This is a genomic window from Mesorhizobium sp. M0478, assembly GCF_040321305.1.
GTDB lineage: Bacteria > Pseudomonadota > Alphaproteobacteria > Rhizobiales > Rhizobiaceae > Mesorhizobium.
On record NZ_JAMYRH010000009.1, the window covers coordinates 122,349 to 138,496 of the forward strand.

Genomic DNA, 16,148 nt, shown 5'->3' on the forward strand with positions numbered 1-16,148 from the left:
GCGTGTTGATGTGGGTGGGTGGTGGATGCTGCGAGGTTTTGGGAAAACGTTTTCTCAGCGAGATTAGGATGAGAATTTAGAGATGGCAAGGGGGTGGCGGGGTGGCGAATCGATCAACATGGTTGTTCTGACCGTTTTGCGCTAGAAGCGGTCATTGACGAGCAGTATTCTGAAGTCGCCTTTGGGCCGTTTCCGGAAATGGCGGCTTAGGCCAAGCCGTGCAAAAGTAGATTTTGCCATCACGCTATAGGACGGCGTCGAGTGCCCTTGACTTCGAGGCCACGACCCCGTCACGGTCGCGGAAGGCTTCCAACGGATTAGATGATGACGCTAGACATTCGCGGAAGCCTGAAGAACACCAAGCTCAGCTCCAACCGGTACGTGGTAGTAGAGGAGTTGATCTCGAATTCGATTGACGCCTTCCTGATTCGACGGAGCATTGATCCCACCGACGCAAGTCTTCGAGTTACTCTATCCGTCAATCTCTTCGCGACTGACCTGCTGAAGCAAGAGATCGACCTTTCCATTTCCTGCACGGACAATGGCTGCGGCATGGGGGACGAGCAAACGAACGCATTCCTCACAAAGGATACGTCCTACAAGGACGATCTCGCGATCGCGGGGATCGGAAAATGCAAGGGATCAGGTCGAATCCAGTTTTTCCATCACTTCGCGAGCGTCGGCATTAGGAGCACCTACCGCGAAGGCGAGCGCGTGCTTCAGCGGACGCTTCTTCCCACGGACGGGCGGAAGAAGCTCGAACTCGACAACTTCGCGATTGCGGAGGGTGTCATCAACGACATTGGCACCACGATTACCCTGTCTGGATTGAAGTTTTCGACGCGCGAGCGCGTCTACGCAATCGACACGATTACTAGCACCTTCTCTGCGGCAAACATTAGGCGACACATCCTCATGGCCTTCCTGCAGAGACTGGTGAGCCTGAAGACTGAATTGGGCGACTTCGAGATGGTCTTCAGGACCACCTCCCCCGACGGCGTCGAGGAGACGGAAACTCTGCGCGCACGCGACCTGCCCCCCGTTTCGAATGTCCGCGCGGTGGAGGTAGAGGAGTGCGACCCACGGACCGGCCAGGCGCTGGGGCGCTCCGAAAGCTTTCAGCTTTCCCATTACAAACTGGACGCGGCGCAGTATGACCTTCCACGAAACGCCATCTCACTCTGCGCGAAATCATCACCGGCCAAGGACATCACGTCGCGCTATCTCCGGACCAAGACCGAGCAGAACAGCGCAGTGAGCGGGTTTCACCACATCGTCCTCATTGAAGGTGCGCTGCTAGACCGGCGCGTGAACGAGCAGCGTGACGACTTCGAAGGCATTCCCGAAGAGCTTCCCACGGAGGACATGTTCACCAACGAAACCGTGTCCTACGCCGCGCTATACGAACAGATCGACCCGATTATCGACCAATTCGTCACGCCTAAGGGCTGGAGCCGCGACGATGTCATCGCTCATGCAGCAGAAAAGTTCGGCGTGTCGCCACCGATGCTGACCGACACCGACACGCGGGTGGTCTATGGCGACACAGCCAAGTCCGTCGCGGAGCGCGTCCTGAAGAAGTATCAGGACCGCATCATCGCCGACACGGCGGAGATCTTTGACCTGAAGGACGAGATCGCACGGGCCGAACCTCACTCAGCTGACTTCCGCCAGAAGGTCCACGAGTTGTCGTGGCGCTACACTTCGTCGCTCAAGACCTTCGACATGGCCAATTTGTCCCAGCTCGTGGTTCGTCGCGCGGCAATCGTCGAAATCTTGTCGCTTGCCTGCGACAAGAGGCTCGACGTGCAAACCGGAGTTGTGGGGCGGCGCGAGGACGAGCGCATCATTCACAGCATCTTCTTTCCTATGAGGAAGGACAGCAGCGAGGTGTCAGACCACGATATCTGGCTGCTGAGCGAAGAATACCAATACTACGACTACATTGCCTCGGATAAACTGCTTTCGCAGATCGAGTGGTCCGATGCCGAAAAACTTTTCGAGGATGGCATAGACGAGGATTTCGAGCGGATACTGACGGAGAGGACTGACGCAAATGGAGCGCTGCGGCCGGACATCGCGATCTTTAGCAAAGAGGGCTCGGCGATCATCGTCGAGTTCAAGGCGCCGGGAGTCAGCATGGACGAGCATATCGGTGATCTATCCGAGTATGCTCATCTCTTAGCTGCGAAGTCGAAGGGTCGGCTGAAGAAATTCTACGGCTACCTCATAGGCGACACTGTCAACCGACTTAGGATGACCGGCTACACCCGATTTCCGACCGGCAAAGGCTATTTCCGGTCCAGCCCTTTACAAGACCCGGAAAACGATCGGGTTCTCGGCGAGCTTTACGAGGAGATGCTGTTTTTCGAGGATGTGGTTGATCGCGCTCGCAAGCGGATCAGCGTCTACAAAGACCGGCTCAACATCGACCTCACGAAACGCTGACTGGCGAGGAACGGCCGATTGAGGCACATACCCTGCCGGCAGCCCTGTGGGCCGGAGGCCGAATGGCAGTTTCGGGCACTGAATTCTAAAGAAGAGACTTTTTTCAGGACGGCGCGCATGGCAATCAAACCTCGTCGACATTGCCGCCTCTAACAATCACGAGCGGGCAGTGCCCGGCCGGTGAACGTCAAACCCGTACGGGAACTTAAGCGTGTCCAGGCCCTTAATCGGCTTGTTGTAGACGATCTTTAGCAAGCGCTTAGGCACAAGCATCTGCCCGACGAGATCGTCCTCAAAGCGTTCGCGATCGCACCTCCGATAAACTAGGTTGTCATCATCATCATCATCGACATCGAATACATCGTCTTCTCTTAGAAGATAGTTCCTGCCACCGACAAAAACTCCGGTCACCTGCGCCTGGCTATCAACATGAACATCGACGGTGACCTTCTGGCTCTTCCCTGGTAGAGCGAAGTAGTCACGCGCGTGGGATGAAAGAGCGCCGGCGATAAAGTCGAAGCTGTCTTTAAACTCCGGAAATTGCTCCAATTCGAACGCCTCGCTGAAATAGTTCGCCTTGGGCCGCCTGCGGAGTTCGCCATCGGAATCGAAAAAAATTTCAAACAAGATACCATCGAGCAAGGCCTTGCGCTTTGCTGCCTTCATTCCTCTCGTACGGTCTCGGAAGTTTCGAACCCAATCTACTGCCGCATTCGCTGATCCGCTGGCAGCTTGCAAAATGTTGCGACCGAGGACGAACAGGCTATCAGCGCTAGCACCATCAAGCTGGTCCACTTTGACGGCCTCAAGGGCAGGATTCTGTGTGTACCAGTTTTGGCTCTTAAGAGCGCGAACGACCCTATGCGAGCGCTTGCTTTCATCGAGCACAAACGTGCTGTCCTTAATAGCGCTGGCGCTATAGTTTTCGATGCTAGCTGCGGCGCTAAGGTTGAAATAGAACTCGCCAGCCAAAGAGGTGTGCTCCCACGAGATTTGCTTCTGTTTGGTGGCGGCTCCCAACGTATTGCGCACACGTTTGAACATGGCTTCGACGGGCAAATCCGGTTCCTCGATGTGCTTAAGCAAGGCACCGGTGTAGCGACCATTCCGACCGACGCCGTCGCCGGATAGCTGACCTGGCGAAGTTGCGAACGCGACCAAGGTTCCGCGCGGCGCATAGACCGGAGCCAATCCCCGCGAGGAGCTACGCCATTTTCGCTCGAAAGGATTCTCCCGACATGCGTCAAGGATGACAATGCTAGTCCGAGTGGCACCGCCTTTGGGCTCCATACGACTCAGCACCTCGTTCAGCGAGAGAGCTCCGCTTTCGATATCCGTCTTGTCGTCGGCTTCGGTATCCTTTGCGATTAGGTAGTTAACCCCATCGACCTCTACACCATGGCCCGCAAAGAAGAAGACGGACACCGCTCCGCCGTTATCCGAAACCTTTTCGAACGCCTTGATCGCTTTCTTCATTTCTTTGTAGGTGGCATTTAGTAACTTGGTGACACTGAACCCGCCATTGGCGAGCACTTCAGCAATATCATCGGCATCGTTGGTTGGGTTCTTCAGGTTATTGCCGTCATCGTATTTGGCGTTTCCTACAACGAGTGCATTCAGTCTTGGCATAGGCGCGCCCCTGATTTTTCCGATCCCCGGCGGGGACCAGCACAAAGCGTGTGCCTTATAGTGCTATGCACCTGAAAGCTAAAGTCTGTTTGCAAGACCACCCGAATGCTTTCGGGTTGGTTGCAAGGGTGCCAGGCGGCGCCTTGTCGGCGAAGCCTCCGCCAAGGCGCCAAATGAAAGGCGCTCATCAGCAAATACATCGGCACCATGCCGCTGAGTGGCCAAGCGCCCTGCCCGTTCATGCAGAGCACATCGCCCTTGAAAACACAGGTCAGCAGCGCTATCAGCGCGAAAGTCGGCGCTACCGCCAGAGGACAGCATCGCCAGTGCCGTCCGCATGAGCCCTCCCCCGCAAGGGCCAACAAGCGGCCGGCCAGCATCCCCCCAGACACACTCCAGAAACAAAATTCAACAGTTCGGAAAAACCGGCGAAAAGATCGGGTGGCATAAGCTTCCCGGTCGGGATTCCGGTTCTTCCTTTTTGGAAGCCCTCCACCAACAAAATCGCAGCGGCGGCGCAGCGCCTGCTCCAGCGGCGGCATCAACAGCCGGGCGATGCTCAGGTAGAACCTGCCATCTACCAAGCTCAGCTTCATGATCCAAACAGTCCCTTCGGTCAGATGCGATGGCGGAGCGCCTCAATGATCACCGCCATCGCAGGGGAAAGCTGTCGCCTGCTCGGATAGTAGAGGTGATAGCCGGCAAATGGCGGACACCAGTCGTCAAGCACGAGCCTGAGGCGTCCCTTGGCGATGTGGTGGCTGACGAGGTTTTCCGGAACATAGGCGATCCCAAAACCGCTTGTCGCAGCCTCGATCATGGGAATGGACGAATTGAAGGTGAGTTGGCCTTCCACCCGCACACGAAGGTCGCGGCCATCCCTGGCGAATTCCCAGGCATATAATCCGCCGAACGTCGCCTGCCGCATATTGATGCAGTCATGGTCGACCAGGTCCTGGGGCGCGGTCGGAACCGGATGGCGGGAAAAGTAGTCCGGCGAAGCCACGGCCACGAGCCTCCAATCGGGTCCGATGCGCACTGCGATCATATCCCTGTCGATGCTCTCACCAAGCCGCACGCCTGCGTCGAAGCGCTCCTCCACAATGTTCTTCATGCCGTTGTCGCTGTAGAGCTCGACGCGCACGTCGGGATTGTCGCTGAGCAAGGGCTGCAGCTTCGGCCAGACGGTCGTCTGGAGCGCATGGTCGGACAGGGTGATACGGACCGTTCCGGAGGGCTTGTCGCGAAACGCCACCAGGCTTGCGAGGTCGGATTCGATTTCCTCGAAGCGCGGAACGAGCGATTGGAAAAGTCGCTCGCCGGCCTCGGTCGGAGAGACGCTCCGTGTCGTACGCGTCAGCAGGCGGACGCCAAGACGAGCTTCAAGCTCCTTGATTGTCGAACTCAGGGTCGACTGCGAGGTTCCGAGCTTGGCCGCCGCCCTGGTGAAGCTGCGCTCCCGGGCGACCGCCACGAACCAGAGCAGATCCTTCATGCCATCGCGTTGCACAGGGCACCTCCCATCGGACATTCATATCATGAGCAGATAAGTCCATGCGGATTGCTTAGTCTACTTAAATGGGTTCCCCTGCAATATCTTCTGGCAGCGATGGGGATTGGCGGCTGATCCGTCCGGTCGCTTTGCCAGGATGCCAATCATGGAAACCACGTACGACACAAGGCTTGTTGAAAACCGCGCCGCATGGGGCGCGGTGTTGTCGATGGCGCTGTGTGTTTTCGTGCTCATCGCGTCGGAATTCATGCCGGTCAGCCTGCTGTCGCCGCTAGCGGCCGATCTCGGCATCACCGAGGGCCGGGCGGGACAGGCGATCTCGATTTCGGGCGCTTTCGCCGTCGTGACCAGCCTGCTGGTCGCCGGCCTCACGCGCCACATCGACCGCCGACTGGTCGTGACCGGCTTTACCCTCCTCCTCATCGTGTCCGGTCTGGCTGTCACCTTCGCGCCGAACTACGCGTTGCTCATGGTCGGCCGGGCGCTGCTCGGTATCGCGATCGGCGGGTTCTGGTCGATGTCGACCGCGATCGTCATGCGCCTCGTGCCGCAAGACATGGTTCCGAAGGGTCTCGCCATGCTGAACGCCGGCAATGCCATTGCGGCCACCATCGCCGCGCCGCTGGGCAGTTTTTTGGCGCCTATGTCGGCTGGCGCGGCGCTTTCTTCCTCGTCGTGCCGTTTGGTCTCCTGGCGCTGGCCTGGCAGTGGACAAGCCTGCCGCCGCTGCCGCCGCGCCGCAGGAAGCGTGCCGGCAATCCGCTGGCGCTGCTCGGCCGTCTTCCCGTCGCCACCGGCATGGCGTCGATCATGATGCTGTTCATGGGCCAGTTCGCGCTCTTCACCTATCTGCGGCCCTTCCTCGAGAACGTCACCCGGCTCGACATCGCCGCCCTCTCGGCGGTCCTGCTGGCGATGGGGCTGGCCGGGGTGCTCGGCACATGGTGCGTCGGCCGGCTTTTGCGCACGCGTCTGTTCAGCATCCTCACCGTCATCCCGCTGGTCATGGCTGCGCTGGCCGCCGCGCTCATCGCCCTCGGTGCACTCCCGGGTCCCACAGCGCTGCTGCTCGTTGCCTGGGGCTTCTTCGGCATGGCCGCGCCGGTCGGTTGGGGCACGTGGCTCAGCCGAACATTGCCGAACGACGCGGAGGCCGGCGGCGGGTTGCAGGTAGCCGTCATCCAGTTCGCCATCACCGGCGGCGCCGCGATCGGCGGCACGCTGTTCGATACGGTGGGCTGGTGGGGACCGTTCACTCTGGGCGCGGTGCTGCTCTGCGGATCGGCGGTCGCCGCCCTTGCCGCAGCGCATATGGCCCGGAGGTCTTTGCCGTGACGAACGAACATGCGCCGCTCAGCCGCCGGACATTGCTCGGCGCCGCGCTCGCGGCGGCGGCCCTGCCTCGCACAGCCGCCGGCCAGGAAGGCCAATCTCCCGTCAGCCAGGAGCCCACCGACATCAAGATCAGGATGGTTTTCAACGGCCGCACCATGACCGCCACGCTCTACGACAATCCGTCGGCGCACGACTTCTTCTCCATGCTGCCGCTCGACCTCGAAATCGAGGACTACGCCCATAACGAGAAGATCGCCTATCTGCCGCGCAAGCTGACCGAGGAGGGAAGCGGTCCGTTCGCCGACGAGCAGCCCTATGACCTGTGCTATTTCATGCCGTGGGGCAACCTGGCCATGTTCTACGCCGACTACCGCCATCCGGGGCTGATCAGGCTTGGCCGCTTCGACGAGGGCGAGCAGGCCCTGCACATTCGCGGCAAATTCCCGCTTCGCATCGAACGCATTTGAGGACGCAAAGGAGATCACCATGGACATTCTTCGCGCCGGCACCAGGCCTTCCGGCAAGGGACCGCCTGACTGGTTCACCGGAACGGTGCGGATCGATCCGCTCTTCAATCCCTTCGACGCCGAGCGGGTTCAAGGCGCACAGGTGACCTTCGAGCCCGGCGCCCGCACCGCCTGGCACACGCATCCGCTCGGCCAGACGCTGATCGTCGTCTCCGGCCTCGGTCGCGTGCAGCGCGAAGGTGGCCCGGTCGAGGAAATCCATCCGGGCGATGTCGTCTGGTTCGCTCCCGGCGAAAAGCACTGGCACGGCGCGTCGCCTCGGACCGCCATGACCCACATCGCCCTCCAGGAGGTCAAGGACGGCAAGGTCGTGGACTGGCTGGAACATGTCAGCGACGCCGACTACGGCGGCTGATCTTCTCCCCTCGGAAGGAACCAACATGCTTGCAACCGTTCTTCACAAACCGGGCGACATACGCTGCGAGGAAATCGCCGATCCGAAAATCATGCGGCCGACGGACGCCATCATCAAGCTGTCGGCAAGCTGCATCTGCGGCTCGGACCTGTGGCCCTATCGCGGGCTGCAGCCGGTCGCCGGGCCGATGCATATGGGCCACGAATATTGCGGCATCGTCGTCGAGGTCGGCGCAGAGGTGCGCACGGTCCGCCCCGGCCAGTTCGTCGTCGGGTCATTCTGCCTCTCGGACAATACCTGCCCGCATTGCCGCTTCGGCTTCCAGTCGTCTTGCGTGCAGCGCGAGTTCATGTCGGGCGCGCAGGCGCCTTACGCTCGCGTACCCTTGGCCGATGGCACACTGGTCGCCACCGCCGAGGTGCCGCCGGCCGACCTCATCCCTGACCTGCTGGCGGTGTCCGATGTGCTCGGCACCGGCTGGTATGCGGCCGACGCAGCCGAGGTCCGCGAAGGATCGACGGTGGTCGTGGTCGGCGATGGTGCGGTCGGCCTGATGGGCGTGCTTGCGGCCAAGGAAATGGGCGCCGAGCGCATCATCGCCATGAGCCGGCACGCCAGCCGCCAAAAGCTCGCCCGCGACTTCGGCGCCACCGACATCGTCGCCGAGCGCGGCGAGGAAGGCGTGGCCCTCATCAAGGAACTCACCAAGGGCGTCGGCGCGGACTCCGTGCTGGAATGCGTCGGCACGGGAGAATCCTTCGACCAGGCGCTGGCCTGCTCCCGCCCCGGCGGCACCATCGGCTATGTCGGCGTGCCGCACGGCGTGAACTTCGACGGCCAAAAACTATTCTTCGGCCAAAAACGCATGCTGGGCGGCCCGGCGCCGGTGCGCCGCTTCCTGCCCGACCTGATGGACCGTGTGCTGCAAGGTCGGATCAAGCCCGGCAAGGTCTTCGACCTCAAGCTGCCGCTGGCCGAGGTCGCTGAAGGCTACCGCGCCATGGACGAGCGTCGCGCCATCAAGGTCATGCTTTCGGTGTGAGCAAAGATCGAGGACCGCCTGTGCGTACCCACAACTCAGAAAAGGAACAACGACATATGACGATGAGATTGAAGATTGCCGCCCTTGCGCTTGCGCTTTCGGTCGCCACGCCGGCTCTCTCGCAAGAGTCCGCGATCATCGGCGCATGGCGCATGATTTCGCTCGAGGCCGGCGAGGGAAACCTCAAGCCCGTGCCCTATTCCGGCCAGGTCATCTTCACCGAGGCCGGCACCCTCTCGGTGCAGGCGCAGAACCCCGACCCCAAGGCGCCGGACACGCCTTACACGGCGAATGGCTACGAAGCCTATTACGGGCCGGTCGCCATCAACGACCAGGACAAGACCTTCGTCATCACAATCGAGTCCTCCCTGGTCCGCAACCTTGTCGGGAAGAGCATGAAACGCAAATTCGAGGTCTCGGACAACAAACTGGTCCTCACGCCGGACAACCCGGCCGAAGGCTGGCGCGTAACCTACGAACGCTACTGATCCGAACAGTTGGGTTACCGATGGCCAAAATGGCGCGGATGTCAGACCGAAATGGCGTCATCGCGGAACTGGTGCCAATCATGGCGGCTGTCTTCGCCGGCTTCCTGCTGATCGGACTGGCGCTACCCGTCCTGCCGCTGCATCTTCACCAGCAGCTCGGCTTCGGCCCCTTCGCAGTCGGGCTGGTGACGGGCAGCCAGTTCGTCGCCTCGATGCTGTCGCGCATCGGGGCTGGAAACTATGCCGATGGACGCGGCGGCAAGCGCGCCGTCATCGTCGGCCTCGTTGCCGCTGCCCTTGCCGGGCTATTTTACCTCGGCTCGCTGGCATTGCTCGACCGGCCGGTAGCGTCCGCATCGGCGCTGTTCGCCGGACGGGCGGTACTGGGCGCGTCCGAGAGCTTCATCATCACCGGCGGCGTCGCCTGGGGCCTCTCCGTTGCGGGCGGACAGAACTCAGGAAAAGTCATAGCCTGGGTGGGCACGGCGATGTTTGCGGCGCTCGCGCTGGGAGCGCCGGCCGGATCTGCGCTTTATGCAGCGAGCGGTTTCACCGCGATCGCGCTCGCGACGATCCTCCTGCCGCTGGCGACGCTGCTTGCCATCCTGCCGATGCGCGGCACCGGCGCCGCCGCGGGCAGCGTGCCGCAGTCATGGAGGAGCGTGGCGAAAGCGGTCTGGCTTCCTGGCGTCGGAGCTGCTTTCAGCAGCCTCGGCTATGGTGCTATTCTGGGCTTCGGCGCCCTGCTCTTCGCCGAGCGGGGCTGGCAGCCGGTATGGCTTCCGTTCACGGCCTATGCCGCGTCGCTGATCGTGGCAAGGCTGTGCTTCGGCCACCTGCCCGACAGGCTCGGGGGCGCACGCGTCGCTGTGATCTTCGTTGTGGTCGAGGCGGCAGGGCTGATGCTGATCTGGCTTGCGACCGGGCCTGTTGTCGCCGCGATCGGAGCGGGCCTGACTGGCCTCGGCTACTCGCTGGTCTATCCCGGCCTCGGCGCCGAGGCCGTAGGCCATCTTCCGTCGCGCAGCCGCGGCCTGGCCATGGGACTCTACACCGTCTTCCTCGACGTGGCGCTCGGCTTCGGCAGTCCGGCGCTCGGCCTGGTCGCCGCGTCGACGGGGCTGCAATTCGTCTTCTTCGCCGTCGCGGCGGCAACGCTTCCGGCGTTGGGCATCGCTCTGCTGCTGGGTCGCCGTAGCGCTCCATTATAGACAGCTCGCCGGCGCCGTCTGCATGAGGTTCGCTCATAGTCTCTTTCCGGGTCGCCACGGAGGCTGAACCCCTCCCCGCAAGGGTCAACGAGGCCCCGGCAAATCCCCGCCCAGACACACTCCAGAAACAAAATTCAACAGTTCGGAAAAACCGGCGAAAAGATCGGGTGGCATAAGCTTCCCGGATTCCGGGTTCTTCCTTTTTGGAAGCCCTCCACCAACAAAATCGCAGCGGCGGCGCAGTGCCTCCTCCAGCGGCGGCATGAACAGCCGGGCAATGCCCGGCGAGGACGAGAAAGTATGGACATGGACTACGATATCGCCGAACTGGACAGCGACGCGGCAACACCGATCGGCGGCCTGCCAGGCATCGATGCGCTGGCACGGATCGCTCGCGGCCCGACAAGGAACGGCCAGGTCCTGACGGGCGCCGACTTTGCCCGGCAGCCGGGTGAGCGGCTCGATACGGTGTTCGAGCAGCTCGCCGTAACGTTTGCCGCACTGCCGGCGGTGATCTCCGAAGGGCGCGTGTGGACCTATCAGGAGCTGAACAGCCGCGCCAACCAGTTCGCCCGCATGCTGATCAAGCACGGCGTGCGGCCGGGCCACCGGGTCGGGCTCATTCTCGACCGATCGGCGGAAACCTATGTCGCGTTGCTGGCGGTGATGAAGGCGGGGGCTGCCTTCGTGCCGCTGGCCACCGCGTTTCCGCAGGAGCGGATGGCGCTGATCATCGAAGACGCCGCCGTCAGCATGATCGTCACCATCGCCGCCTATGCGTCGCGCGCCGGTCAACTGCCCGTTCCGCATGTGCTGATCGACAGCGCCGCCGCCGAGATTTCCGCGCAGTCGCCCGCGCCGCTGAAGCCGCAGGCGGCCGACGACATTTGCTACATCCTCTATACCTCGGGCACCACTGGCAAGCCCAAGGGCGTGGTCATCACGCACCAGAGCTTCGTCAATTTCATACACGTCGCGGCCGCCTCCTACGGCTACCGGCCGGGCGACCGGGCGTATCAGGGCATGACCATTGCCTTCGACTTTTCCTCCGAAGAGATCTGGGTGCCGTTCGTCGCCGGCGCGACGGTGGTGCCGGCACCTGGCCAGATGCCGCTGGTGGGCGAGGAACTGGCGGATTTCCTGCGCCTCCATGACATCACCTGCATGGCCTGCAGCCCGACATTGTTGTCATCGATGACATCGGACGTTCCCAGCCTGCGCACGCTTTTGGTGGGCGGCGAGGCCTGCCCGCACAATCTGGTGGTGCGCTGGTCGAAGCCGGGCCGGCAGATCCTCAACACCTACGGGCCGACCGAGGCGACCGTCACCGCAACGATGGGGGCGCTGACGCCGGACCGTCCCGTCACAATCGGCGCGCCGTTGCCGACTTACTCGATCGTCATTCTCGACGCTTCGCTGCCGCAACTTGCCGAGCCCGGTGAACTGGGCGAGATCGGCATTGCCGGCATCGGGCTCGCCGTCGGTTATCTGAACCGGCCGGACCTGACCGACCAGAAATTCATCGCCGATTTCGTCGGCCTGCCGAACAACCCGTCGCAGCGCATCTACCGCACCGGCGATCTTGGCCGGATCAACGATAGCGGCGAGATCGAGTATGCCGGGCGCATCGACACGCAGGTGAAGATTCGCGGATATCGCATCGAACTCGGCGAGATCGAGGCGGTGCTGCTCGACCAGCCCGAGATCGCCCAGGCCGCCGTGACCACCTGGGAGATCGAGCCCGGCCGCGTCGAACTCGTTGCCTATTACGCGCTTAAAACCGGCGTAGCGGCGGTTTCCCGTGCGGATCTCGCCCAGACGATGAAGCGGCGGCTGCCCGACTACATGGTGCCCGCCTATCTGGAGGAACTGCCTGCCATCCCGATGACCGTCTCCAACAAGGTAGACCTGCGCCAGCTGCCGAAGCCGACGAGCATCCGGCTTTCGGCCGATCGCACGATGGTGCCGCCCGCCAATGAGGACGAGCGTTTCCTGGCGGAAGCGCTGGCCACGGTGCTGAAATTCGACGCGGTGTCGGTCGAGGATCACTTCTTCGACGATCTCGGCGCCAACTCCTTGCTGATGGCGCATTTCTGCGCGCGCGTGCGCACCAGGAAGGAATGGGCGACGACGTCGATGCGCGACATCTATCTCTATCCCACAGTGGCGCGCCTGGCGCTGCATCTGGGGGTAGCGGAGGAGATGACGACGGCAACCAACGAGCCGGTCCTCACCCGCCGGGCCTCGAATTTCGCCTACTGGACCTGCGGCGCGGCGCAGCTTTCGTTCTACGGCCTCTACAGCTACGTGGCGCTCTGGGCGATCAATGACGGCCTCAACTGGATGTATGACGCGCTCGACGATCCGCTGCAGCTCTATATCCGGTGCGTGGCGCTCTCGGCCGCCGTGTTCTTCGGCATGTCGGGCTTTGCCGTCCTGGCGAAATGGCTGCTCATCGGCCGCTGGAAGGCCGAGGCGTTTCCGATCTGGGGCGTGCGCTACTTCCGCTTCTGGGTGGTCAAGACATTGATCCGCACCGCGCCCGTCGTGCTGTTCCGCGGCAGCCCGCTCTACAGCCTCTATCTGCAGCTGCTCGGCACCAAGCTCGGGAAAAACGCCGTCATCGAATCGAAGTCCGTGCCCGTCTGCACGGATCTTATTTCCATCGGCGCCAACACCATCCTGCGCAAGGAATCGATGATCCTCGGCTTCAGGGCCGAGGCCGGCTACATCCATACCGGACCGCTTACCATCGGCCGCGATGCCTTCGTCGGCGTCGGCTCCACGCTCGACATCGACACCAGCATCGGCGACCGTGCCCAGCTCGGCCATTCGTCCTCGCTGCATCGCGGGCAAAGCATTCCGGACGGCGAGCACTGGCATGGATCGCCGGCAGTGCCGACCACGGCGGACTATTGCAAGGTGCGCAATGTCAATCCTTACCAAGTCCGGCGCTTCCTCTATGAAGCGCTGCAGCTGGTCGGCCTGTTTGGCCTCGTCACCCCGCTGCCGCTCCTGTTCCACAGCTACTGGGAATATGTCGGCGACGACTATCAGGAGACGATCGGCCTTGTCGCAATCGGCACCACGGTCACGCTTTTCGGCTATATCGCGGCGGCTTTCCTGGCAGCGACGCTGGTGCCGCGCCTGACGAGCCTGATCTTGAAGCCGGGCCGCACCTACACGCTTTACGGTTTCCGCTACTGGCTGCAGACCGTCGCCGAATTCGCCAGCAATTCCCGCGTGCTCGGGCTCCTGGCCGGCGACAGCTCGGCAATCGTGCACTACATGCGCGCCATCGGCTGGAACCTCAACAGAGTGGTGCAGACCGGCTCCAATTTCGGCTCCAACCAGCAGCACGAAAACCCGCTTCTGTGCGAGATCGGCACCGAGACCATGGTCTCGGACGGGCTGTTCATGATCAACATGCACAAATCCGCCTCGGCCTTCAGGCTCGAGCCGACGCGCATCGGCGAACGCAACTATCTCGGCAACAACATCTACTATCCGCCGGACGGCCGCACCGGCGACAACGTGCTGCTCGGCACCAAGGTGATGATCCCCATCGACGGGCCGGTGCGCCAGAATGTCGGCCTTCTCGGTTCGCCCGCCTTTGAAATCCCGCGCATGGTGAACCGCGACAAGGAGCTTATCGCCGGCGTCGACGAGGCCGACCGGCGCCGGCGCATCCCGCACAAGAACCGCCACAACCTGGTGACCATTCTTCTGTTCCTGGCAACGCAATGGGTCATGCTGTTCGTCACGCTGGCGATCTGGGACCGGGCGCTGAACTACTATACGGAATGGGCGGAGGTCGCCCTGTTCGCCGCTGTGCTTTTGACCTCGGCGATCACCATTCCGTTCTACATTCTGGTCGAGCGGGCAAGCCTTGGCTTTGGCCGGCTGAAGCCGCAGATGACGACGATCTACGACGTCGCCTTCTGGCGCCACGAACGCCACTGGAAGCTGGCGGATTCGCCCATCGTGCGCCTGTTCGCCGGCACGCCGTTCCGGCCGATGATCCTGCGCCTGCTCGGCGTCAAGGTCGGCAGGCGGGTCTATGACGGCGGCAGCAATTTGACCGAGCGTTCGCTGGTCGAGATCGGCGACGACGTCACGCTCAACGAGGGCTGCGTGATCCAGGCCCATTCGCTGGAAGAAGGCGCGTTCAAGTCCGATTTCATCCGCATCGGCGATGGTTGCACGCTCGGACCTTCCGCCTTTGTCCACTACGGCGTGGTGATGGGCAAAGGCTCGATGGTCGACGCGGACTCCTTCGTGATGAAGGGCGAAGAGCTGGAGCCCAACTCGATCTGGCGGGGCAACCCGGCCAAGCTGCATCGCTTCGTCACGCCGGTGCCGGAGGATAGCGTCAAGGCAACGGCTTGATGAGCGCAGACATCCGCCTCGTTTCGGTGACTGCGGCCAACCGGGCCCTGGTCGCGGCTCTGGAACTGGCCGCGGATCAGATGGATTTTGTCGCCAGCAATGCGGAGTCGCTGGACGAAGCCGAAACCGACGGGGACGCACGGCCGCGCGTCGTCATGGCAGGGGATCGCGTCGTCGGTTTCCTGATGTATGAGGCGCCGCAGGACGACGACGAGGCGCGGATCTACCGCTTCATGATCGATCGCGTTCATCAGGGCCAAGGCTTCGGCAAGGCCGCTTTGCGCGAAGTGCTGGATGAAATCATGGGGCTCGGCCACATCAGCCACGTTTCGATCTGCTACGAACCTGGGAATGAAGCGGCACGCCGCCTCTATCGCGCTGCCGGTTTCGTCGAAGAGGGACTGGACGAGGACGGGGAAATGATCGCCGAACTCGCTCTGCCGGGCGGCCAGCCATGACACGGTCGCTCGATGCCGGCGCCAGCCTGTCGGCGCATCTGCTGGCGGCGATGGCCGCCATGACGCCGGCCGGCGTTCGGATCGGATGCCGCACGATCCGCGAAGGCGATGAGAACCATTTGCTGCCGCAGGAAGCACGCTCCATCCCGTCACGCCTGCCGCTGATCCGGCGGGCGAGTGGCGCGGCGCGGTGGATCGCGCACGAGCTGCTGGCGGATATGGGCTTGAACGACGTCGCTATCCTCCGCGGCTCCTCCGGCGCACCGGTATGGCCTCATGGAGTAACGGGGTCGCTGGCTCACGACGACGAGATAGCCGTGGCGGCCGTCGCGCCGCTCTCCCACGTCGCCTCGCTCGGCATCGATATCGAGCCCGCTTTGCCCCTGCCCGACGACATCTTCGCGCTGGTTGCAGTCCCCGCTGACCGGATCGACGCAACCGACCCGTATCTTGCCGGTCGCATCCTTTTTGCCGCCAAGGAAGCTGTCTACAAGGCCGCCTACCCGCTTGATGGCGAAGTGCTGGGCTATGAGGACATCACCGTCGATCTCGACGCAAGCGACGCTGTGACGAAGACGGGCCGCAGAGCGAGACTGGTTTACTGCGTTGCTCCGTGTGTGGTCGTTCTGGCGTTTGTCGATGGTGTCCGAAGCGCCCCCCTTTAAGCGCGATGGGCCAGCGCCCGACAGCAACGCCTGCTCAATAAAGCGCTTTTTTTCGCAGAGCGGTCGCAAAAGGCTCACACGGTTCGTC

General features: G+C 62.3%; 12 protein-coding genes and 1 pseudogene. 10 read left to right on the forward strand and 3 right to left on the reverse strand.

The features are described 5' to 3' along the window. The first annotated feature begins 324 nt into the window (after positions 1 to 324). The gene (locus NKI64_RS21460; RefSeq protein WP_031247165.1) at positions 325 to 2,448 is read left to right on the forward strand and encodes a hypothetical protein; all 2,124 of its coding nucleotides are present in this window, start codon (positions 325 to 327) and stop codon (positions 2,446 to 2,448) included. Positions 2,449 to 2,604: 156 nt separating this feature from the next. Here the strand turns inward: NKI64_RS21460 and NKI64_RS21465 are convergent, their stop codons facing one another. Genes NKI64_RS21465 through NKI64_RS21475 form a run of 3 tightly spaced genes read right to left on the reverse strand, consistent with a single transcriptional unit; the run spans position 2,605 to position 5,572 of the window. Next, positions 2,605 to 4,077, reverse strand: coding sequence for a caspase family protein (locus tag NKI64_RS21465; protein WP_352519202.1), 1,473 nt, complete (start codon positions 4,075 to 4,077; stop codon positions 2,605 to 2,607). Beyond that, positions 4,065 to 4,673, reverse strand: a complete 609-nt coding sequence (locus tag NKI64_RS21470; RefSeq protein ID WP_352519224.1) for a hypothetical protein — start codon at positions 4,671 to 4,673, stop codon at positions 4,065 to 4,067. The genes NKI64_RS21465 and NKI64_RS21470 overlap by 13 nt, the downstream gene beginning before the upstream one ends. A gap of 20 nt (positions 4,674 to 4,693) precedes the next feature. Further along, entirely contained in the window at positions 4,694 to 5,572 is an 879-nt protein-coding gene (locus tag NKI64_RS21475) for a LysR family transcriptional regulator (protein ID WP_502901390.1), read from the reverse strand. 163 nt (positions 5,573 to 5,735) lie between these two features. Here NKI64_RS21475 and NKI64_RS21480 point away from each other — a divergent pair. From NKI64_RS21480 to NKI64_RS21520, 9 genes and pseudogenes are all read left to right on the forward strand, one after another. Then, positions 5,736 to 6,925, forward strand: a pseudogene (locus NKI64_RS21480) (MFS transporter). After that, a complete protein-coding gene (locus tag NKI64_RS21485; RefSeq protein ID WP_023682959.1) occupies positions 6,922 to 7,392 on the forward strand; it encodes a cyclophilin-like fold protein in 471 nt (156 codons plus the stop codon). The pseudogene NKI64_RS21480 and the gene NKI64_RS21485 overlap by 4 nt, the downstream one beginning before the upstream one ends. A gap of 19 nt (positions 7,393 to 7,411) precedes the next feature. Continuing rightward, positions 7,412 to 7,807 carry a (R)-mandelonitrile lyase gene (locus NKI64_RS21490; RefSeq protein WP_023682960.1) on the forward strand — a complete coding sequence of 132 codons (396 nt, stop codon included), beginning with the start codon at positions 7,412 to 7,414 and terminating at the stop codon, positions 7,805 to 7,807. Between the two features lie 25 nt (positions 7,808 to 7,832). Beyond that, positions 7,833 to 8,849 (forward strand): zinc-dependent alcohol dehydrogenase family protein, encoded by a 1,017-nt coding sequence (locus tag NKI64_RS21495; protein ID WP_352626812.1) that lies wholly within the window; start codon positions 7,833 to 7,835, stop codon positions 8,847 to 8,849. Positions 8,850 to 8,905: 56 nt separating this feature from the next. Continuing rightward, the gene (locus NKI64_RS21500) at positions 8,906 to 9,337 is read left to right on the forward strand and encodes a lipocalin-like domain-containing protein (protein ID WP_352669859.1); all 432 of its coding nucleotides are present in this window, start codon (positions 8,906 to 8,908) and stop codon (positions 9,335 to 9,337) included. A gap of 38 nt (positions 9,338 to 9,375) precedes the next feature. Beyond that, a complete protein-coding gene (locus NKI64_RS21505) occupies positions 9,376 to 10,548 on the forward strand; it encodes an arabinose transporter (RefSeq protein WP_352669862.1) in 1,173 nt (390 codons plus the stop codon). A gap of 300 nt (positions 10,549 to 10,848) precedes the next feature. Next, positions 10,849 to 14,937 carry a Pls/PosA family non-ribosomal peptide synthetase gene (locus NKI64_RS21510; protein ID WP_352669865.1) on the forward strand — a complete coding sequence of 1,363 codons (4,089 nt, stop codon included), beginning with the start codon at positions 10,849 to 10,851 and terminating at the stop codon, positions 14,935 to 14,937. Continuing rightward, complete coding sequence (locus NKI64_RS21515) at positions 14,937 to 15,395, forward strand: GNAT family N-acetyltransferase (protein WP_352669868.1); 459 nt, start codon at positions 14,937 to 14,939, stop codon at positions 15,393 to 15,395. The genes NKI64_RS21510 and NKI64_RS21515 overlap by 1 nt, the downstream gene beginning before the upstream one ends. Then, positions 15,392 to 16,060 carry a 4'-phosphopantetheinyl transferase family protein gene (locus tag NKI64_RS21520; protein ID WP_352669871.1) on the forward strand — a complete coding sequence of 223 codons (669 nt, stop codon included), beginning with the start codon at positions 15,392 to 15,394 and terminating at the stop codon, positions 16,058 to 16,060. Before NKI64_RS21515 ends, NKI64_RS21520 begins: the two co-directional genes overlap by 4 nt. The last annotated feature ends 88 nt before the right edge of the window (positions 16,061 to 16,148 follow it).